The following is a 22,991-nucleotide window of genomic DNA, read 5'->3' on the forward strand; positions in this document are numbered from 1 at the left end:
CACTTTCGGGAGATCCTTCGCGCAAAAAGACGCGCTCAGGACGACGTAGATCATCCGGGGGATGCAAAGCTCAGTTCGTCATTACATGGATGATGATGATGACATAGACGAGGTAGAAGAGGACTCCCTGTCGTGCCCAACAGGCGATTTTACTGCAGCCATCACCTTGGGAAATAACTTCAAACGCTCATTGTCTTCCAGCGTATTCTCCTGCTGATTCAGGCGTGCGGCCACTTCAAGTGCAACGGTAACACCACTTTCATGAGAATCATTAACGCCAGCGATGATACCGCCATACCAAATGCCAGTCTTACCCTGCATTTCATGTAAGGCTTTTTGAGCCTCATAATAATTTCTATCCATGACCGGGTGTCTGTAGTGTGCCTCATAAAGCACATTTTTAGGCATAGGTTGACCAGGTAAGATCCAGGTTTTCATTATTGGCACCGTACCTTCAGGATATTTCCAGGGTTTACACATGGTGTTAGCAGACTGAGTACCATCAAAACGGCTGTGAACTACGGTATTGTTTTTTGAGCGATATTTGGGATCTTGATGAAAGACTACAGTAGTGTCGTAGTAAGTCACCCTGGACAATTTATCACGCAATTCGCGCAACTCTTGATTGTTTATGCCTGAAATCAGGTTAGCAGTGACTTCACCCGAAGTGGAAAGAACTACATCATCGTATAAAGCAACATTACCCGCTTCGTCATGAAAAAAAGTACCGTCTTCTTTTTGCAATTGATATTTTGTTTCTCCGTCCACAGCAACTGGAATGACTTTACTAATTGAAGTATTCATTTGAAACGAAGTATTAGTGCACACCCTTTGCATATGGCGAATGTACTGACTTAAACCACGGGGAGCATCATACCAGGTCAGATCAGCTTCCAGGTATTGCATGGCATAATGAGCTCCAAACGTTTTGATTGTATCGACAGACACGCCCCATCCTGCTGCAATCAAGGGATAAAGAAACTCGTCGGCAAATGTTCTTCTATGATTTAAAATAGGAGAACCGCCCGCAACAAAATCGTTTACAAATTGTTCCAATGTAATCATTTCATCGGTAGACGTGAGCTTTTTCTTGGCATCTTTAATGGCTTCATTCAAATTGATCATCGTACACAATTCAGTAAGCAAGGTATCCCATGAAAGACGCATTTCATCTTGAGCATTCTTTTTACCGAAAAGGCCGCAAAGCTTTAAAATACTCCATGCCGAATCCTTTCCTGATGAAGTTTCATAAAGCGGGGGGAGCACGGTATGATCTTTGGTGTTCAGGTTATTAAAATCCATATTAAGCTGAAACTCCTGAAGCTTAATTCCCAGATGTTTAAATAATATATGAACATTAGTATAAACTTCGGGACTACCAATAAACTCAGCACCACCTTCAACCATAACATCATTGAGTTTGATACTGTGAATATGGCCGCCTAGCCGGTCGGAGGACTCAAAGAGAGTGACATTAAATTTGTCCTGATTATCCAAGCCCCAAGCAGTTGTTAAACCGGTTCCACCACCAATTACAGCAACTTTTCTTTTATTTTCTGTTGAATTTTCAGGCATTTGAGTCTCGTCTGTTTTTGGGTTTATATAAATTTATAATTGGAGATTAGCCATAAGTAAACCTTTTCGATTAAAAAAAATATAAAGACGATGTAGAGTTGAGTATGAGCAGCCATCACGGCCCTGCAGGACCATCAGATTGCAACTCCGGAGATTCCGGTTTTGAATAAACATAGCAATAAACTTCCCTTCGTTCCTTGTCAAAAGTAGCATTCAGAAAGTTCATCTCAGCAGCACGTATTTCCCTTTTAGTGAGCAACAAAGAAGACAGGCCCGTCACGAACATCAGGCCTCCTGGCTTCATAAAATCCCGCATAACATGCAAATTTGATAAGGCATCTTTACCTGTAGCGACTACCTGATAGTTCAGTGCACCGCCCGAAGAAATGATCACATCCACCTGATTCATCAGTTCAGCTGAACGCTCCGGATATTTGGCTGAAAAATCACCTATAGTAGAGTTAAGCACATCATAGGTAAAACTCCCATCTCCCAGTTCCAGCCTCAATCCTTCGAGCACTTGAACGGCTATGTCACATTGTTCTTTACCTGGCTCCAGACAAATGTAATGTAAATTGATTCCTGCCTGAACTGCCTTCTGAATCAGTTTAACCGCCAGACGCCCTTTTCCAGCCCCAACATCTAACACGACCATCTCTCGCGGCTCTTTACACGCATAGTCCCAAAATGCTTTAACCATCATTGGATCGGTAATTTCATCATAGAAATAATAATGATCTAAATTATTTATATCCCAACCTGGCTTCCATCCTGCCGTTTTGAAAAATAGATTGGGAATTTGACGTTTTGATTTAACCAGCCTATTGGGTTCTAAATAGGGGTCAGGTATGGAGTGATGAAGTATTTTCAACATTTTAGCCAGGTGCTTGTCTTCCTTTTGCACCAAAAAATGCCTTTTAGTAGAGTCTTTAAATCGGAACGTTAATAAATAATTGGTTTCGCCAAGGCCGTCCATCCACCCCAGCAGATCGTGGAGCTTAATATCTGTTAATTCAGGGCTAAAATCAGACACGTTATAAAGTGCAGGCTCAGAAGTTGATCGTGATTTTAAGGTACTGCTCAATTCTAGAATATTGGGATAATCCTTTTGTTGCTCTGGAGATAGTTTATAAAACTCATCAAAAACAACCGGCACGTTTGTTTTTCTTTGCGAGTGTTCTACACAATAAGAGAGAATTTCTGCAATAAGTTTGCCCAGATCTTCTATTTTGCACTTTTTATACTTCATAGCTTAAAACGAATCGTACTTGTTTCATTAAGTATAGTACGTTCCATTTAAAACAGGCGTAGCCTTGATGCAGCGATAGCGCTGAATGATCCTCTCATATTGAGTACCACTCAGAACTATGCAGGATCGCCTTCCCCGCTCCGGGGGAAGGTGCCCGGCAGGGCCGATGGGGGGATCAAAAAAGGAGTTTCTACCTTAAATGAGTTCTCTTTTTGATCCCCCCACCCACCCTGTCGGGCCACTGCCATTAAGTTAAGCGCTACTCCACCGTACCGCGGCTTGTCCGCGGTATCCAGAGAACTAAGTTCGGAGTGAGATTCCTGGATCCCGCGGACAAGCCGCGGGACGGCGGAACTCCTTAACTTAATGGCAGTGCCCTGTCGGGCACCCTTCCCCGGAGGTGGAGGGGCTACTTGCGATGATCATCCTGTTTATTTACATCTTTTTACGAGATTAAAATTATGAGAGGAGCACTCAGAGCGATAGCGTAATCAAGGCTACAGTTTTTTATATATTTAAATCAATCTTCTTATCCATAACTCACAGAGCCTGTTGAGCAAATGGTCTAATCTGTAATTAAATGAAATTACAGGCACAGAGTGTATTGAAATTGGTTGCTCTATCTTATATTGTCGCGACTTAAGGATTTTTTTAAAGGATGCCCCATGCCAAAAGTTTATAATTTAAGTGACTATAAAGTGTGTGACTATTTAATGTCGCATGTAGCATTGCAAATCGATGTTTCTGAAAAGCCAGTTCAATCCAAAGCCACTCTCACAATGAAACCCAATCCTAAAGCCAATTCACGCGCTGTAGATATGGTTTTGGATGGTGAAAACATGACCTTAACTTCTATTGCTATCAATGGTAAAACACTGACGGAAGATCAATATGAGGTCACACCCACCTCTCTGATATTAAAAAATGTTCCCCAGGATGGACCCTTTACGGTTGAAACCACGACCCTCCTCGGTGAAAATCCTGATCTTTTTGGCTTGTATGAAACGGAAGGCACCATTCTGGTTAAAGCAGAAACCGAAGGTCTGCGACGTGTATTTTACTGTAATGACAGACCTGATAATCTGGCAACCTATGAAACGACTATTATTGCTAATGAAATCGAGTTTCCTGTACTGCTTTCAAATGGAGTGGAAACCGATAAAAAAATACTGCCCGGTGGACTGCATTCTGTAACCTGGACAGATGATGTGCCTAAGCCCAGTTACCTCTTTGCTTTAGTAGCCGGTACTTTAGAACGTTCTGTTGCTCATTTCACTACCCGTTCAGGACGCGATTTGCCTATTGAATTTTATGTTCCTCCTGCAGTAACTCCAAAATGTAATTTTGCCAAAGAAGTATTACAAAAAGCCATGGCCTGGGATGAACGGACCTACAATCTCGAATGCGGCCTCCATAAACATATGGTTGCCGGAGTTGATAAATATGCTTCAGGAGCCTCGGAGCCTACCGGACTTAATTTATTTAATACAGCTAATTTATTTGCCACCTCGGCAGCAACGACAGATTTAGGCATGATGCGGGTGCTTGAGGTAGTGGCACATGAGTTTTTTCATTATTGGTCAGGTGACAGGGTAACCATCCGCGACTGGTTTAATTTACCCGTCAAAGAAGGATTAACAACCTTTAGAGCGGCAATGTTTCGTGAAGAATTATTTGGAACTGATTTGGTACGTTTGCTTGATGGCAAAAATCTCGATCCAAGTGCTCCACGGCAAAGCAGTTATACTGCGGTTAGAAGTTTGTACACAGCCGCGGCTTACGAGAAGAGTGCTGACATTTTCCGAATGATGATGCTCACTGTTGGTAAAGAGTTATTTTACCAGGCAATGAATGAGTTTTTTGTCAGGCATGATGGTGGAGCGGTAACGCTTGAAGATCTCCTTGATTCATTAACCCACTCAACCGGAATAAATTTTCAAACCTTCTTACCCTGGTTTACAGAATCAGGAATTCCTGAGCTTGATATCAGTGATGAATATAATCCCAAAGACCAAATATATACTCTGAAGGTTAAAGTAATTGATGGGAAGGCACGCCCCATTCCCTTTGTTCTGGGCTTACTGGACGCGCAAGGTAAAGACATCAGGGGCGATATGGTTTTGATGATTGATGAACCAGAAATGGTTTTTAAATTTAGCCATATAGAATCTCGCCCTACTCCATCCCTGCTGCGCAGCTTTTCAGCTCCTGTTCATTTGAAATATGAATACAGCCGCGAAGATCTGTTACGCCTGATTCGCCATGATTCCAATATTTACAACCGTTGTGAAGCAGCCAAACGATTGTTCAGAGAATTAGTTAATGATCATTGCCAAGGTAAGCCACTGCAACTATCAGACGACTTTTTTAATACCTTCCGATCCATATTAACGGATAAATCGCTCAATAGTTGGCTCCAGGCAGAAATACTGACTATTCCTTCTGAAGAAGAATTGATCGAGGGGGTTACGAAACCTGATTTTGAAAAGATTACTGAAGGCCGCACCCTCATTCAAAGTGCTCTGGCAGTCAAACTGAAAGATGACTTATTCAAAAGATACAATCAATTACAGACACAAGGTGATGTATCTAAGCCTGAGTTTACCATTTTTGATATTCAGGATGCAGGCAATCGGCGTTTAAAGGCCTTATGCAATACTTATTTCAAATTTACTAATCCTGAGCAGACTGCAAAATTCGTGCAATTAAAATTCGCAGATTCTTTAGGTCATAACATGACGGATACAGTATCTTCCCTGAATCTGCTTTGTGATATGAATGTTCCGAATGCAAATCAGCTCCTGGACCAGTATTATGACTATTGGCAGAGTGATGCAAGTGCCGTAAATTACTGGTTCAGCCTTCAGGCTTCCAGTCATTCTGCTGAGGTGGTTAATCGGGTTAAATCATTAATGAGTCATTCCTCTTTTGATTTGTCAAATCCCAATAATGTTTACTCCTTACTCCGACCCTTTATCAAAAATCCTTATGGTTTTCATGCCTCATCAGGCGAAGGCTATGCATTAATTGCCGATGTTATTATCCGTTTAGATAAACTCAATCCACCTTTAGCGGGTAATTTAACTCAGAGCTTCATTAATTGGGATAATTACGACAACACGCGTCAACAATTAATGTTGGAACAATTGCGACGAATTAATCTCAAGGCAACCTCTGCTGATGTGAGAAACATTGTAAAAAAGGGGTTGGATAAAGCGAAGGAAGAACCTCCCTTATCCTCTTCCATCCGCGTAACACTTCACGGGCGTTCAATACCTGCAGAAGTGAAAGACAACTGTGCAGATGCAAAGCAAGAACTCAATTTGAGTTGATTGCGGACATTGGGATGTGTAGTCCGGTCTGCTTGCAGCCTGGATCGGAGTATGCACGATCCCGGCTGCAAGCAGACCGGGCTACCACCTGTTCTACACTTTTTGCCATTTCCCCGATCTACGTCGTCCTGAGCGCGTCTTTTTGCGCGAAGGATCTCCAAATACTGGCACCATGCCGATTTCAAGAGATCCTTCGCGCAAAAAGACGCGCTCAGGACGACGGGGATCTAGGGGATCTATTAGTGAGGACGAGTTTTGGATGTAGCACAATCGTAGCCCGGTCTGCTTGCGGCCGGGCTACAGACTTATTGAGCCGGTGTTGTTGCAGGAGCTGTTGTTGGTTGCTCTTCTTTTACGCTACCAGAACAACTTGCAGCAATGCTATCAATACTTTCATTGTATTGTTTTTCAGTCATATTATCAGACTGTTTTATAAGATCTAACAATTTAGGTTTCGCGCATTCGCAATAGGCTCCTGTTACTTTTTTATCGGCATCAGTCTGATTAGGGTAAATTAAATTCCATCTGTCCTGGCAATATTCATCAACATCAGTGTCTTTTGCATCAGACAAACCTACCTCTTCATCGAGAGAATCCATTGCATCATGTAACAAGGTTCGTGACATACATTGTTGAATGGCTTTTTGTATCGCCTGATCATTATCCAATGGCATAGCAGCAGCACAACCGCAATATTTTTCACCAAAATTTTTATAGTCAACCTTATCCGTTGCCTGATCTGCCTTCTTCATCCAGGCATCAACGCATTGACTTTGAAAAGAGGAATTTGGTGCAGGATCGGCATATGATGTACATGCCAAAACACTGATAGTCACTGCAACTACAGCTTGTTTTAAAACGTTCATTGCTTGTCACTCCATTGATTAAATGATTATTCTCCTAAATCAGAATAGCCTATGTTTAATAAATTCGCTATAGACGGGATTTGACTTCAAATTAGCGTAGGTTTTCATAATCAAAAAGAGGACTCAAAACTAAGGAAAACCGTGATTTCGCTTCGCTGCATCAAGGCTACATTTTGATTTAACGCAAAGAGTCCATGTTACAGTTGATGCTTTTTGTAACCAGAGCAATCAGAGTCTCTAAATCGTCAGATGATGTCACATCCAAATGATTCAGATGCTGCTTCAGTTGCAATAAAAATCCAGACGCAGAACCGCTCACGGTTTCAGCCAATTTAAGATGATTATGGATAATCGTTAGCTGTTCAACTGTTAATTGCGGTTTGGATGATAAAGTGAAATAGCCATCCAGCCAATGACAAAATTCCAGATGAGTCATATGAAATATCCTTTATTCATCGCTATCATTTAACCCATCATGCACAGACTTAAGATGCTCTTTAGTATATGGCGTATCATAACTGTCATCAATAACATGCTCAAACAAAACAGCGAGGTTTTGTTTGATAGATAAAGTATGTTCTGCCATTAATTCACTGTCTTCTTTAATATGGGTCAAAAGATGCAGCTCTTCATTTAACCAGCGGTTAAAGTCACCCCATGGCTCAGAAACTGTTTGAAGCTTATCAAGAATAAGACTTATTTTAATCTGGTCTAAAAAAGCATTCTCATCAATTTCAAAATAGCCCTGCAACCAATAGCAAAAGTCCTGGTTTTTAAATAAGCTGGCATTAGACATGATGTACCCTTGCTCTAGCAGCGTATGCCTGGACCGTATGGGAGCCCTGCACTATTTTCACTCGCAACATAAGGCGTTTCCATCGGCTTAAACTGACTGGTAACAGCATCCACTACATCCTTAAGCAATTTTTTAATATCTTTATTTAAAGTGTTTTCAAAATGTTCCAATAAAGCATCTTCGGTAGTTATCAAGCCTTTCAGGATACGCCGTTTCGAATGAATGTCTTTAACCAGTAGTTGAAGTTGGCTCGCTTCAACCTTATTCTGCTGTTCAAAATAATCCTTTAGTTTTGCAATTGATCCGATAAGAGCATTTGCAGCAACTTTATAATCATTATTCGTGTACAAAGGAAAATCAACCGTCCGTCTGTATAACATTGCGACTGTTTCTGAAGTTTTTAGCTTTAAAGTGCCTGACTCGACACGATATTTGTCCAGTTCATCCAGACTGTATTCATTTAAAGCGCGCTCTATGGCCTCTGCAAAGTCTTTGTGAACAAGTGCCTTATTCTTGATTATAATTAACGTGTGTAACTCCGTTTTACCACTGACCGTGTGCTGCTGCTCTGATATAGCGGCACTGTCAGGTATTAGTGAATTAAAATAGGCAACAATCCTTTTTGCCGGTTCAATTGGGGTTGTAATGAATAAATCAGTTATGTATTTATTTTGAGGATTAGGCTGAAAACGACTCGAAGTAGTCATTATCTCTGGAGTCTCTTCTGTGCCTGTTACCTGAACTAACTCAGGTAGAGCAGCACTCTTTTCGTTAAAGAATCTGGGAGTTGCAGCCTGCTGCCTTAATTGTCGCGCAACCACATAACATAAGGTTTCTTCAAAACAATCGCTATGAGATATGCTCATCCCCCATTTGGAAAACAATTTATGTAAATGGCTCAATACATCGTTAAATTCGTATTTTTTTTGATAAGGCTCTGACATTTTTGGATTAGCTTCCAACTCTCTTTCAATAAGCGGAAGTAAATGCTTTTGAATGGCCTCGCAATTCATACGAATAAACCTGGCGGGATGGCCGTTTACCATTTGAGGACTTGTGTCTGTTAAATCAATCGCGTTTAACTCTGGAAATCTGGAGTTAAGTTGAGTAACGAAAGCTGCTGCAGCCTCTTTAGAAATTGTTAAATCAAAATTACAATTCTCACCTCGTGTAGCCTGATTCATTGCAAATTGGCAACCTTTTGGTTTTTCTTCAATGCCGGCTAATTTCAGAAGAGTTTCTTCAAAGAAATCTGTTTTAGCGAGATCTATATCATGAGCAGTTGTGATTTTTTGCAGGGCGTCAAACATGTCTGAATATTTATTCGTCATTTGTGTATCCGTATTAAATGATTGAAAATTAAGCAGTAATTATACATTTTCAATGGTTTTTGTCAATTTCAAAACCCTCAGAGAGATGAGTTGTAGCCCGGTCTGCTTGCAGCCGGGATGGTGCCTGTTTGATCCCGGCTGCAAGCAGACCGGGCTACACACCTTGTCAGGATTCAGTGGGACTTCGTAGCCTGTATTGCGTCTGCTCCTAACCCGATCCACGTCGTCCTGAGCGCGGCTTTTTACAGTGGGTTTTGTAGATTTGTAGCCCGTATTAGGCCTTAGCCGTAATACGGGAATGAACTCATTGCCACGTCGAACCCGTATTACGGCTAGTGGCCTAATACGGGCTACGCTTCGAACAGTTCACGCTTTAGGCGTTAAGGTTTGTGGGCGCTGTTGTTTCAGTAACCTCGTCAACAAAGTTCTCACCTTCGCTTGGCTTGAAGAATCTTGGCGATTCACCATGAAGCATGCGATAAAATCCAACACCACTTAGTGCAAGGGCGATAATACGCAGGCAGTCACGGAAAAATCTCTGCCATGCCGGATCGCGGTGTTCTTTCAGTGTATCCTGGCTTTGCTGCAGAGAATCGTTAAATAACTCAAGCTGTTTGCTCGGCAACACTTCTGTATTTTGCAAATGTCCTAACAACGCTTGAACAGCCTGTTTTTTTTCATCCAGCAAAGCACTTTCACTGTTTGCAGAGTTCAGATGAGTCATATAATGAGTAGTTCTTTCCAAAAGCCTGGCTACAGTGACAATTGCCGCTCTTTCTTTATCACTTTTGTATGCGTTTACAATCCTTTGTTGAGAAACTAAATCAGCTTCAACTTTTTTGATTTTAGATTCCGCCTCTGAAAGCTCGCTTGCGACTCTATCCACAACGGCAGCAGTCTCTCTCCTTTGTGATTCTAATACCTTATTTAAACGCGCAATCTCTGCCTGATCATCAGCATGTACTCTTGCAGCCTCATCCACACCAGCAGTAGCCTCTTTCCTTTGAGCTTCTAATGCTTTGTTTAAACGCTCAATCTGCGCTTGATCATCAGCATGCACTCTTGCAGCATTATCTGCACTGTCAGCAGCCTCTTTCTTTTTAGATTCTAATGCCTTACGCAAACTTTGAATTTCAGATTGATCAGAAGTTTGCAATATTGCTGCATTTTCTGCATTGACTTTTGCTTTTCTCTTTTCAGATTCTAAAGCTTGAATCAAACTATTATTCTGCCCCGTACCTTCTACAATCTCTTTTTCCAGCTCTTCATTTTTCTGTAGCAAAAGTTCAATCTTAAATTGAGCTTCAGCTAGCGCTTTTTCCGCCTGTTTTGCACTGGCACTTGCTTCGCTCTTGAGAGATTCTAAAGCGCGTTGTAATGCTTCAATCTCTTGCTCTGTTCTTTTTGCAGCGTCTTTATAAAAATCCAATGAACGCACTTGTGACTCAGATGTATCCTGTAAGGTATAAACTTGAATTTGCAGTTCTTCAATTAAAAGCTGCTTTTCCTCAACTTGAGATTTAAGTAATTCAATTTTATCTTTTGCAGCTTGATGTAAACGTCTTTCCTGAGCGGTTTCTTCTTTAATCTTATCCAGTTCAACTTTAAGCTGACCAACCAATTCCTTAAATTGAACCAGCGCTTCTTCAATTTGAGAATTGTTACGATCGGATTGTTCCACTGACTCTAACGCGCTCATCAGATGCTCTTTAGCTGTAGCAAGTTCTTTTGTTAATCGAGTAACTTTTTCTGACAATTCAGCTTTGATTTTTCGCTCTTCTGTTAGAGCGTGTAATCCGTTGTCTCTTTCCTGAGTCCTCTCATCAAGTTGCTTTTCAGCTTGCTTCAGTGCTGCTGCTAACTCCATGTTAGCTGACTGCAATGAATGTTCCCTCTTCTCCATTCCAGCAAACTGATAAATATATTGATAAAAGTCAGTATCCAATTCCTCAGGCTTTTGATCCAATGCCCCTGGAATTTTCTTTAACACATCGGATGACCTGTGCAATAGCAATTCTTGTTGTTGATGTACAATACGTAAGAACTTTCCTTTAGTTTCTTCGAAGGACTCTTCAGAATTCAACTCCAAGCCAGGGATAATTGTAGTCCAACTGTGGATTAGCATAGGCTTGACGCACCATTCTTCCAATCCAGAAATTTGTTTCGCCAGACGGTCCAGGTCAGCTGTCAGCTTTTGAGTGTTAATCAACCATGCAAGTGCATCTCTTTCAAGTGCAGCACGCTCTTCTGAAGAGCTGGAAACAGTATTATTTGCTATAGCTTCACCATCTTCCAAAAGCTTTCTTGCCTGGGACACCAGTGCATTTTGATGTTGCACTACTACTGTAGTGATATCTTTTCTCATCTCTTTACTGAAGGAACTCGCAAATTCAGTTCGCTCCTTATCAATGATCACACGTTTCTGTTCTACATCGTCCAGAGTTTCAAAGGCTGATGCGACACATGCCCTGCATTCCTCACGTTCAGCTTGCGACAAATGATTTCGCAAATAGGTTTGAGTTATCGTACTGACCAGATAGGATAATGATTCTTTAGCCAGCAGATGATTGTTCTTATCTTGCAGTAGTCGTGACACCATATGGGTCTGATCCATGCTGGATTGTGACAAATCTACAGGCGTAAATGCCGTTTTAATGTTCTCCTTTAACCAGCTGATCTGTCCTACTAATTTCATATCAAAAAAGTTGACCGATTCAAGTTTATTAGACATCCATAATTTGACATGTTGTAAATTTAAAAATGTTTTACCATCACCGTGTATATCAAGATCAGTAATGGGCGTATTTCCTCGTTGATGGAAGTGGGTCTGACGTAGTGCCATATATTGGCCAAGGCCTTTATAGTTTCGCGTTGACAGCCACTCAAAGGCAGGATAATTTTCCTGAATTTTTGTGTAGTTTTGCAATAATTGATGGTTTCTCTGCTCTTCAGAAGCAGGCAAATAAGCGTTAGTAACCGCATCCAGTTGTGAATGCCCAAGATCAACAGGCTGCTCCGGGTGTACTTGTCCAGTGAAGGTAAAATCAAGCCAGCGTCTTAAAACAAGGTCTTGTACGCCTGACAAATCCCGATTTGCAAAAGTTTCAGGAACCGGGTCGCCGTTATCGTCAAATTGATTTCCATCTCCAGTGCCATGGCAGCCTGGGATTACCTCATAAGGCATGTCAAGTGGAATAATCGGTTTAAAGGCATTTGAAGTCTCATGCTTTTGGACGAATTCAAATTTCTTTTTGACAAAATCGGGTAAGGTATAAAAGCTTGGTTCTTGCCATCCTAATCGAATAACCTTACCGAAATTTCCTCCAGGTACAGGATCCAGCACGAAGAGGTTTACCTGCAGGGCTTTTAAATTCATTAACAAACGGGCTTTAAGTGCTTCTTCATCCCCTAACTTTTCAGCAGTCACTAACCCCTTTAATGCGCTGCGGGTGTAACTTGGATCATTGAAAACTGCAAGACCCGGCACACTGTTACTGTCTTGAATAATTCTAGCTAATGTCCTTTTTTCGCTGTCCTTTTCTTTTTTAGCATCTTCTTCCAATGCCTTGAGGATTCGCTCTAGTTCATGCGTCAAAACGATGGATTCTACTCCGCCGCGGCTAAAGCCAGATATGCTCAGGTTTGTTTTTCCCTCAGCAACAGCACCAAGTGCCAGCATCAACGCTTTAGCTAAACGATCGCCCACTTCAAATCCAGGAGTATCGGCACCATTGATGACATCAACTGAGTTTGAATGATAGGGATGAGCGTAATGAGGGGATTTGTTATCTGCTGCATCCTCATATTTTATTACAGATTCTTGTTCACCCAGCACATGAGTCATTAATTGGGCGGCATAAGAGAAGGTCTCGCCACGAATATAAGACTTATCAGTTGTCGGCTTATCCACATAATCTACAGCAGTACCTAACAGGTAAAGATGATGTGCAGTTGAGCTCTTGGGTGAATTGTCCCTTAATTTCTCAATAAGTGCTTTAAAATATAGTGACATGTACTGCCTCGGATTAATGCATAGATCCCATATTTTAACCTATTTAGATTAAGAAAACATTATTAAATCAGATCAAAGTGCCTTTTAATTGGCGCTGTGCTGCATTACTTTTTTAAGTAACATTGCATCTTCGACATGAGTGGCATCTTTATAATAATCCTTTTTAACTTCAATCTGCTCAAAACCCATGCTTTCATAGAGGTGAATTGCGGGGTAATTACTGGTTCTGACTTCCAAAAGAACACATTCGATATGGGTGAATTTTGACAAAGAATAAAGAACGGTCTGCAACAATTTTCGGCCTAAGCCTTTTGATTGTAAAGGTTTTGCAATACAAAAGTTGAGGATGTGGCAATCATTTCGGGAAATCCGGGAAATAATATAACCTGCCAGGATGGTACTGCTGCCCTTATTCATTTCAAGTACACGGCAATCATAACCAACCAGTACACAATCCCTTAATATATCACGACTCCAGGGTGTAATATGAACACTCGTCTCAATTGAATAAACATTATCTATATCAGATTCCTTCATCCGACGAATGTTAAGTATCATTCCCTACCCTCAAATTTTCACTACCTGCCATATAGAGTATTTATTATGAATAGCAATTAAGCAAATTTACCTATAAATTTTGTTGTCTTTGCCATTCCCCGATCCACGTCGTCCTGAGCGCGTCTTTTGGCGCGAAGGATCTCCCAATATTGGCACCATGCTGCTTTCAGGAGATCCTTCGCGCCAAAAGACGCGCTCAGGACGACGTGAATCGAAGCGAAGTCGATCAGGAATAGCACAGTGCGTAGCCCGGCCTGCTTGCAGCCGGGATCGATGTGGATCGGATTCACACTACTTCTTCTTTTTCTTAGGCATGTAAAGATCAGTAATTGTCCCTTCAAATGCTTCAGCAGCTTGAGCAATGGTTTCAGACAAGGTAGGGTGTGGATGAATGGTTAAGGCAATGTCTTCTACATCACAGCACATCTCAATGGCCAAAGCCGTCTCGGCAATTAAATCTCCAGCATTCACACCAATAATGCCAGCCCCTAATATACGATTAGTATCAGGACAGAATAACAGCTTGGTCATTCCTTCTTCACGCCCCATGCTTAAAGCACGGCCACTGGCAGCCCAGGGGAAGGTTGCTTTTTCATAATTAACGCCTTTTTCTTTCGCTTCTTTCTCGGTCAAGCCTACCCATGCCAGTTCAGGATCAGTATAGGCAACACTGGCAATACATTTAGGTTCAAAATAATGTTTCTTTCCAGCGATCACTTCAGCAGCGACCTTACCTTCAGGAATTGCCTTGTGTGCTAACATAGGTTGACCAACCACATCACCAATAGCAAAAATATGAGGAACATTTGTTCTTAGCTGGTTGTCTACTTTGATGAAACCACGCTCATCCACTTTAACTCCAGCTTTATCTGCATCAATAGTTCCACCATTAGGTTTACGCCCAACTGAAACCAGAACCTGTTGATAACAAAGAGGTTTATCAGTGGCATGCTCCCCTTCCATAGACACATAAATCCCGTCCTTTTTAGCATCAACGGCAGTGACTTTAGTCTTTAGCAGGAATTTGACACCCTTTTTAGCCATTCTCTTTTGCAATACATTGACCAGATCAGCATCAGCGCCGGGAATCAGTTGGTCCATAAATTCAACCACAGTGACATCAACACCCAGAGAGGAATAGACCGTTGCCATTTCCAATCCAATGATTCCACCCCCAAGAACCAGCAAATTACCTTTAATATCATTAAGTTCCAAAGCCCCTGTAGAGCTGAAAATCCGTTTGTCTTCAGGAATAAACGGTAAATTAACCGATTCAGAACCTACAGCAATGATGGCATTTTCAAATTCCACTTCAACAGGACCCTCTTTGGTATCAACAACAACCTGATGTGTTCCTGTGAATTTACCTTTACCAGTGAGCACTTCAACTTTGCGTTGTTTGGATAATGCTTTTAAACCGCCAGTCAGTTTCGATACTACAGAATTTTTCCAGGCAACCAGTTTTTTGTTGTCCAGCTTAGGCTTGCCGAAATCAACTCCCTGGGCACCCATTTCATGGGCTTCATCAACCACTTTGGCAATATGCAATAATGCTTTTGATGGGATACAACCCACATTTAAGCACACACCACCTAAAGTGTCATAACGCTCCACCAGAACAACATTTTTTCCCAAATCAGCTGCACGAAACGCTGCAGTATATCCGCCAGGTCCGCTACCCAATACCACTACATCAGTTTTAATTTTGTTAGCCATTGTTAAAGCCTCATTTAATTTAATTTATTTAGAGCCAAGACCGAGAGGAAATTCGCACTAATGCAATCACGACTCAGATTTCGTAGCCCGTATTAGCGACAGCGTAATACGGGAAATTTCCACTCAGAGCAAAACCTTTCTAATATCGCTCAAATAATCTCCAATCAGACGAGTAAAGCGTGCCGCTTCAGCACCATCAATAACCCGGTGATCATAAGATAAAGAAAGTGGCAGCATCAATCGGGGCTTAAATTCACCATGGTCATAAACAGGTTTGATACTTGATCGCGACAAACCAAGAATCGCCACTTCAGGGCTGTTTACTATAGGAGTAAATGCGGTGCCCCCTATTCCGCCAAGGCTTGATATGGTAAAACATCCGCCAGACATATCGGCAGGCATTAAACCCTTTTCACGAGCCTTAGTACTTAACCTGGCCATTTCCAGTGCAATGTCACCGACAGTCAATTGATTGGTGTTTTTAATGACAGGAACAACAAGCCCATTAGGTGTTTCTACCGCGATGCCAATATTAAAGTACTTCTTATAAATTAACTGCTCGCCTGTAGCATCCAGCGAAGCGTTGAATTGGGGATATACCTGTAACGCTTTACTCACCGCCTTACAAACAAAAGCCAGTATCGTTAATTTAAAGCCTGAATTTTTAGCCTGTTCTGTTTCTGCTTTTCTAAATGCTTCCAAATCAGTAATGTCTGCTTCGTCAAATTGCGTTACGTGCGGAATAGTTACCCAGGAACGGTGTACATTCATTCCGGTGAGCTTTTTAATTTTGTTTAAAGGCTTTGCTTCAATCTCACCAAATTTGGAAAAATCAATTACCGGATTTGATGGCAGATTAAAACCACCCGCTACAGGCTTTTCACTCAGACGCGCTTTCACGTAATTTTGAATGTCTTCTTTGGTAATACGTGTTTTTCTGCCACTGCCCTTCACCAAGTTCAACTCAACGCCAAGCTCACGAGCCAAACGTCTTACAGCAGGTCCTGCAGAAATGATATCGGAAGAGGCGTAATTATCAGACACACTGGATGGTGTTTCTGGTTTAGCTGGAACATCAACAGGTTTGTTCATCTCTTCTTTTGCCGGAGCAGCCTCAGGAGCCACTGGCGTAGTCTCAACGGCGGTTTCATTGGTTATTTCTGCATCCAGAACAACGAGCGGAGTACCTTGTGATACTTTATCGCCCAATTTTATTTTAACTTCTTTAACGGTTCCGGCGTAAGGAGATGGAATATCCATAGTGGCCTTATCCCCTTCCAGAGTTGCCAGTGCCTGATCCTTTTCTATAACCATACCCGGTTTGACTAATACATCAATCACGTCAACGTCAGTAGCACCACCAATATCGGGAATCGCTACTTCAATTGTCTGAGCTTTATTACTCGCAGTTGCAGTAGTTTTTGCAGGTTCTGAGGCAGCAGGCGCAGCTTGCGGTTTCTCAGCCACAGGCTCAGCTTTTGGAGCCTCAGCAGCCTTATCTGATGTAACCCAAAGGATTAAATCGCCTTCAGATACCTTATCGCCTGTTTTCACAGAAATCTTACTCACAGTACCAGCCAGCGGAGAAGGAATTTCCATGCTGGCTTTATCGGACTCAAGGGTAATTAAGGGGGTATCTACATCAATCTGATCCCCTGCCTTGACTAAAATTTCAATTACATCAACCTGATTGGCGCCGCCAATATCAGGTACTTTAACTTCTGTTTCGTTTGCCATATTGTTCCTCAGCATTCAGTTCAATGTGCTCATTACATGGCACTTGCTATTGGGTAACTGGATCCAGCTTGTCTGGATTAATACTGTATCGTTTTATTGCATCCACCACTTTGGATTTATCAATAGAACCCTCTGCAACCAAAGAATTCAATGCCGCTAAAACGATGTATTTGGCATCCACTTCAAAGAAATGGCGTAAGCGTTCCCGTGTATCACTACGACCATAGCCATCAGTTCCCAGGGTAACAAAACGATTTGGAACATAAGGACGAATTTGATCAGCATAAATACGCATATAATCAGTTGCAGCAATAACAGGGCCTTTTCTGTCTTTAAGTTGCGTGGTCACATAACATTCCTGCGCTTTGGCTTCCGGATGCATGGCATTATGGCGTTCTACAGCCAGACCATCACGTCTAAGCTCATTAAAGCTGGTTACGCTCCAGATATCGGAAGTAACGGAATAATCTTTTTCCAGCATTTCAGCGGCTTTAATGACTTCGCGCAAGATGGTACCACTACCCATCAATTGAACATGGGTTTTGGACTTTTTCTTACTGTCCTGTACTACATACATTCCTTTGATAATGCCTTCTTCAACGCCCTTGGGCATATCGGGTTGCACGTAATTTTCGTTCATAACCGTAATGTAATAGAACACATTATCCATTTTTTCATACATACGATACAGGCCATTCTGAATAATAACAGCCAACTCGTAAGCATAGGTAGGGTCATAACAAATACAGTTAGGAATGGTAGAAGCCATGATATGACTGTGCCCATCCTGATGTTGCAAACCTTCACCAGCAAGAGTTGTACGACCAGCAGTACCGCCCAGCAAAAAACCGCGTGCCTGCATGTCGCCAGCCGCCCAGGCCAGATCGCCAATACGCTGAAAACCAAACATGGAATAATAAATATAAAAAGGAATCATCGCTAATTTATTGGAGCTGTAGGAAGTACCCGCAGCCATCCAGGAACAGAAAGCCCCTGCTTCATTAATCCCTTCTTCCAGTATTTGACCATCGCGTGCTTCGCGATAGTACATTACCTGTTCTCTATCAACGGGCGTATATAACTGACCAACAGGAGAATAAATACCAATCTGGCGGAATAAACCTTCCATACCAAAAGTTCTGCACTCGTCAGGAACTATAGGAACTATTCTTGAGCTCAAGTCCTTGTTCTTTAATAAAATTGAAAGAATACGGACAAAAGCCATGGTCGTAGATATTTCCCTGTCACCCAGCCCCTGAGTCACGGAGGCGAAATCAGACAAAGGAGGTATTTGAAGTGGTTCAACTTCTGTAGAACGAGAAGGTAAATATCCACCCAGAGCTTCCCTTTGCTTTTTGAGATATTTAATTTCAGGGCTGTCTTCATCAGGACGGTAAAAAGGCACGTCTACAATTTGCTCATCCGTAATAGGAATACTGAACCTGTCTCTGAATGCCTTTAATTGTTCGATAGTCATCTTCTTTTGCTGATGAGTAATATTTTGCCCTTCACCGGCAGCTCCCATACCATAACCTTTGATGGTTTTAGCCAATATAACTGTCGGACTGCCTTTATGTTCCACTGCTTCAGCGTAGGCAGCAAAAACTTTTTGCGGATCGTGGCCGCCTCGGTTAAGTCTCCAGATTTCATCATCTGATAAATTATCGACCATTTTCTTTAATTCAGGATATTGATTAAAGAAATGCTGGCGCACATAAGAACCATCATTGGCTTTATATGCCTGATAATCTCCATCAAGGCACTCTTCCATCCTCTTTTGCATCCAGCCTTCTTTATCACGTGCAAAAAGCGGATCCCAACGTCCACCCCAAATCACTTTTAAAACGTTCCAGCCTGCACCACGGAATAAACCTTCCAGCTCCTGAATGATTTTACCGTTTCCACGTACAGGACCATCCAGCCTTTGCAAATTACAATTGACAACGAAAATCAGGTTATCCAGCTTTTCGCGAGCCGCAATACTCAAAGCGCCTACAGATTCAGGCTCATCCATTTCACCATCACCAAGAAATGCCCAAACTTTGCGGCCCTCTGCTTTAATGAGTCCCCTGTTTTCCAAATATTTTAAAAACCGTGCCTGATAAATTGCCTGCAACGGCCCAAGCCCCATAGATACGGTAGGAAATTGCCAAAAATCAGGCATTAGCCATGGATGTGGGTAAGAAGATAATCCATCAACCTCTACTTCCTGACGGAATTTTTTTAATTTATCTTCAGATAAGCGCCCTTCAAGGAAAGCGCGCGCATAAATTCCTGGTGAACAATGCCCTTGTATATAGAGCAAATCACCACCATTCTCACCGTTAGGTCCTTTAAAGAAATAATTAAAGCCTGTTTCATATAAGGTAGAAGATGAAGCATAAGAGGCAATATGACCGCCCAGCTCAGCAGCATATTTACCAGCCCTGATCACCATAGCAACAGCATTCCAGCGAATCAGCGCGTTAATTCGTTTACCAATTCCCTCATCAGGCGGCATTTGCTTTTCTTCATGAGGTTTAATGGTGTTGCGATAAGGGGTATTAATTGAACTGGTCAATTTAACACCTTCAGCGTTAGCCTTATTTAATAATTGCTGTAAAAGAAAAGCAGCGCGTTCATTGCCATCAGTGGCGAATACTGCTTGCAGGGCGTCCAGCCATTCACGCGTTTCAATTGGATCCAAATCAATATTAGTTTCATTTGCCATGAAAGAGTTCCCCGACATTCAAAGAATTTATGAACAGTATGGTACTGGTCTTAATCGTTTTTGTATTACACCCGTGCAACCTTGTTTGCAGGTAATAAAATCTGATAAACAGTTACAACTTACTTTGCGGCATTGTAGTGGATCACGGTAAGATTTCAAGCGACGAGTGATATAACCTCCCTGAACTCGTTTTTCATGCAAGTATTCAAGAAAATTGGTTGTCGCTTTATGATCTGCTGCAGCCATGCATTTTGGACAGCTCTCAGTACAATTTTGCTTGCAATAGTCTAATCGCTGCACGCAAAGTTGTTGGCACTGAGCAAGATCCGAGGATTTAACAACACGTGGTTGTTGTGTTGCACAGCCAGATAACCCTATTAACACGATGCAACACATTAAACGTAAAATGGAGTTCATAATTTAAGCCTTGAATTAGGTTAAAATAAGTTACAACGTTATAACCATGCCGCTAATGTAAATAATGCAATAAAAACAAGTAACACAATAGTTGCATGCTCGACAAGTTCTTCTGCTACAGAAACAGGAGTTTGCTCCTCATCTTTAACACGCACGGCCTGCATCCCACATTCACTTAAGATTTTATCATTAGAATCAGGAGCAGAGAGCACCAGTTTTGTAAATGTTGAAAAACCGCGCTGAAAATTTCCAGCTAACAAAAGCAATAATGCGGTAAGTCTGGCAGGAATCCAGTCGAGAACATCAGTAACCTGTTTCGCCTGAGCGCTTACAGAGTCTATATTTTGCGATAAGCTGATTAATCTGTAGGCTAAGGCGGCTATAGGTCCTGCTGCAAGGTACCAAAATAACACAGCGAACAACTGACTGTTCGCCAGTACAAAATACTGACCTGAAAACTCTTCTGATAACTCTCCGGTTCCAGATTCGGACACGGGATAAAAGGGGTTTTGTGGCCCAAGGCAGTAGAAAAAAATAATAATGCTGAGAACCAGTCCGCCAAAACCATAAAACACATTATAAAATAAAAAATAAAGAATAGAGACTGCAATGATAATCGGCAATACAATCAAAGCCAGCTTCATCCAGGCATTATCCAGAGCCGCATGGTTGTCCGTCTTTTTTCTGATTAAAGCGGCGTACTCCCCAAACCATGCAAAACGCTGGTGAGAGAATGAATGGATCAAAAAGCGTTCGCTGAGCAGGCACAATACTACAACCAATAATTTCATTATGTTAATCCTTACGCATTTTTTCAGACAAAGCTATTGGAGTTGGATACTTTAACACCACCAGATAAGACGAAACAATAAATGTTAAAATGGTCGTTGCCTGGATTAAATTGGAAGCAACATCAGAAATTAGTTTAGTACTTAATGCAATACTTGCAACTAATAAAGAAAATTCACTGCCTTGTCCAAGACGCACGCCAACCTCTTTGGCAACTGATTTTTTTTCTCCAGCACGCTCCAGCAAAATATAAAATAATAAAGGCTTTACTATCAGAATCAGTGCCGAAAGGATTACAGCAGGAATAACCACTTGAGCTGCGTAGCCAAAATTAAAGGTCGCCCCTATGGAAAAGAAAAACATCACTAAAAAGAAATCGCGCAATGGCTTTAAACTCTCTGCAATAAAGAGAGATATAGGACTTGCAGCAAGCGCAACACCTGCGATGAATGCGCCAATATCTTCGGACAAACCTAATTGCTGGGCAAGTACTGACAATCCGAGACACCAGCCTATAGAAAGTAAGAACACATATTCTTGTGTACGATCAAAGCGCGCCAGTAACTTAATCATGATGTAGCGCTCAAATGCAAAGGCAAATAAACACAAAGCAGGAAGTGCTATTCCAACCCGAATCAAATCATCAAAGGACAAACCATTACTATTATGTGCACCATTTATCAGAATCAAAATGACGATCGCAATCACGTCCTGCATCAAGAGAACACTAATCATTACCTCACCAGTATGCTGATGGTGAAGAATAGTTGTTGGCAGCAATTTCAAACCGATAATCGTACTGGAAAACATCATGGCGCCGCCAAGTATCCAGGACTCTGTTACAGTAAGACCGAACCAACGGCCTATAAAAAAGGACATAGTGGCAAACAATACCGAACTGACGATGGCAATCCATGTAACCTTTTTAAGCATATGAACCAGGTTTTGTGGCTGCAAATGCAAGCCTAGTAAAAACAGCAGGAAGACTATGCCTATATCACCAATCTGCTGCACTGTAGTCACATCAGAGACTAGCTTTAATCCCCAGGGTCCGAACACGGCACCTAGCAGAATATAGGCGACTAATAAGGATTGTTTGGTATATAAAACCAGCGTGGAAAAAAATGCAGCCCCAGCAAATATTAAGAAGATTGTGTAGAATACAGAGCCATCATGCATCGGTTGTGTGCCTCACTATATGTTAGAGGTTAAGAAGTGTAAAATTATAGAATCAATTTTATCTATTAATCCATGAATTAGCTATAAATTATTCTATTAATGTGGGATTAAATTTAATATCGGATTAAATTTGGGGGCAGAAAGATTTACTTCAGACCGGGCTACAGTCCCTGCCAGTATAACTGTTTCGCTTCCTGACGGTCGCGGCTCGGTTTTCGTGCGTTCGCATTGACTTCATCGTGCGCCGGAAACCGAGCCGCGACCGTCAGGAAGCGGAAGTTTTATTGCGGCACAGAGCATGATTTATATTTCGTAGACCATATTAGGCGATAGTCGTAATACGGGCTACAAGTACTGGATTCCTCGGACAAGCCGAGGAACGTAGAAGTCAAGGCCTGCCTGTGTTCTCATTCCACGATCTACGTCGTCCTGAGCGCGTCTTTTTGCGCGAAGGATCTCCAAAAATTGGCACGGTGCCGCTTTCAGGAGATCAACTATGTTTCAGAACATATTTTCAATGATTTAAATTTGCCTAATTTGACACATTTAACTTCGTTCCTGCATCTCTCACTCTGGCATTAGCAATAACAATGATTTTCCGCATTAAAGCAGTTAATGCCACCATTTTTTTCTTTCCAGCGGAAATAAGCTGATTAAAAAATGTTTTCAATGACGAGTTAGAGCGTCTGGCCGCCATAGCTGCCATAAATAACATAGATTTAAC

The 22,991-nt window shown here is 41.8% G+C and carries 14 protein-coding genes and 1 pseudogene; 1 reads left to right on the plus strand and 14 read right to left on the minus strand.

The features are described from left to right. Positions 1-81 precede the first annotated feature (81 nt). Together B094_RS0115340 and B094_RS0115345 are read right to left on the minus strand one after the other, a co-directional pair. Entirely contained in the window at positions 82-1,575 is a 1,494-nt protein-coding gene (locus tag B094_RS0115340; protein WP_018578709.1) for an FAD-dependent oxidoreductase, read from the minus strand. 115 nt (positions 1,576-1,690) lie between these two features. Continuing rightward, the gene (locus B094_RS0115345) at positions 1,691-2,824 is read right to left on the minus strand and encodes a class I SAM-dependent methyltransferase (protein WP_018578710.1); all 1,134 of its coding nucleotides are present in this window, start codon (positions 2,822-2,824) and stop codon (positions 1,691-1,693) included. Positions 2,825-3,489: 665 nt separating this feature from the next. On the opposite strand from B094_RS0115345, the gene pepN reads away from it, so the two are divergent. Beyond that, positions 3,490-6,156, plus strand: coding sequence for an aminopeptidase N (pepN, locus tag B094_RS0115350; RefSeq protein ID WP_018578712.1), 2,667 nt, complete (start codon positions 3,490-3,492; stop codon positions 6,154-6,156). Between the two features lie 305 nt (positions 6,157-6,461). On the opposite strand, the gene B094_RS0115355 is transcribed toward pepN, so the two are convergent. From B094_RS0115355 to B094_RS0115415, 12 genes and pseudogenes are all read right to left on the minus strand, one after another. Then, positions 6,462-7,022, minus strand: a complete 561-nt coding sequence (locus B094_RS0115355) for a hypothetical protein (RefSeq protein WP_018578713.1) — start codon at positions 7,020-7,022, stop codon at positions 6,462-6,464. 178 nt (positions 7,023-7,200) lie between these two features. Further along, the gene (locus tag B094_RS0115360) at positions 7,201-7,458 is read right to left on the minus strand and encodes a hypothetical protein (protein ID WP_018578714.1); all 258 of its coding nucleotides are present in this window, start codon (positions 7,456-7,458) and stop codon (positions 7,201-7,203) included. Between the two features lie 12 nt (positions 7,459-7,470). After that, complete coding sequence (locus B094_RS0115365) at positions 7,471-7,818, minus strand: hypothetical protein (protein WP_018578715.1); 348 nt, start codon at positions 7,816-7,818, stop codon at positions 7,471-7,473. A 14-nt stretch (positions 7,819-7,832) separates the two neighbouring features. Next, the gene (locus tag B094_RS0115370; RefSeq protein WP_018578716.1) at positions 7,833-9,149 is read right to left on the minus strand and encodes a hypothetical protein; all 1,317 of its coding nucleotides are present in this window, start codon (positions 9,147-9,149) and stop codon (positions 7,833-7,835) included. Positions 9,150-9,522: 373 nt separating this feature from the next. Continuing rightward, positions 9,523-13,161 carry a coiled-coil domain-containing protein gene (locus B094_RS0115375; protein WP_018578717.1) on the minus strand — a complete coding sequence of 1,213 codons (3,639 nt, stop codon included), beginning with the start codon at positions 13,159-13,161 and terminating at the stop codon, positions 9,523-9,525. An 84-nt stretch (positions 13,162-13,245) separates the two neighbouring features. Beyond that, on the minus strand, positions 13,246-13,719 hold the full coding sequence (gene rimI / locus B094_RS0115380; RefSeq protein WP_026254063.1) for a ribosomal protein S18-alanine N-acetyltransferase: 474 nt from the start codon (positions 13,717-13,719) through the stop codon (positions 13,246-13,248). A gap of 291 nt (positions 13,720-14,010) precedes the next feature. Beyond that, a complete protein-coding gene (gene lpdA / locus B094_RS0115390) occupies positions 14,011-15,435 on the minus strand; it encodes a dihydrolipoyl dehydrogenase (protein WP_018578720.1) in 1,425 nt (474 codons plus the stop codon). A gap of 123 nt (positions 15,436-15,558) precedes the next feature. Further along, a complete protein-coding gene (aceF, locus tag B094_RS0115395; RefSeq protein ID WP_018578721.1) occupies positions 15,559-17,172 on the minus strand; it encodes a dihydrolipoyllysine-residue acetyltransferase in 1,614 nt (537 codons plus the stop codon). 46 nt (positions 17,173-17,218) lie between these two features. Then, complete coding sequence (gene aceE, locus B094_RS0115400) at positions 17,219-19,882, minus strand: pyruvate dehydrogenase (acetyl-transferring), homodimeric type (RefSeq protein ID WP_018578722.1); 2,664 nt, start codon at positions 19,880-19,882, stop codon at positions 17,219-17,221. Positions 19,883-20,337: 455 nt separating this feature from the next. Next, the gene (locus tag B094_RS0115405; protein WP_018578723.1) at positions 20,338-21,090 is read right to left on the minus strand and encodes a CobD/CbiB family protein; all 753 of its coding nucleotides are present in this window, start codon (positions 21,088-21,090) and stop codon (positions 20,338-20,340) included. A 4-nt stretch (positions 21,091-21,094) separates the two neighbouring features. After that, entirely contained in the window at positions 21,095-22,267 is a 1,173-nt protein-coding gene (locus tag B094_RS0115410; protein WP_018578724.1) for a cation:proton antiporter, read from the minus strand. 532 nt (positions 22,268-22,799) lie between these two features. Next, positions 22,800-22,991, minus strand: a pseudogene (locus tag B094_RS0115415) (hypothetical protein); the annotation flags it as partial.

Origin of the sequence: Legionella shakespearei DSM 23087 (assembly GCF_000373765.1) — a bacterium.
In the GTDB taxonomy this organism is placed as follows: Bacteria; Pseudomonadota; Gammaproteobacteria; order Legionellales; family Legionellaceae; genus Legionella; species Legionella shakespearei.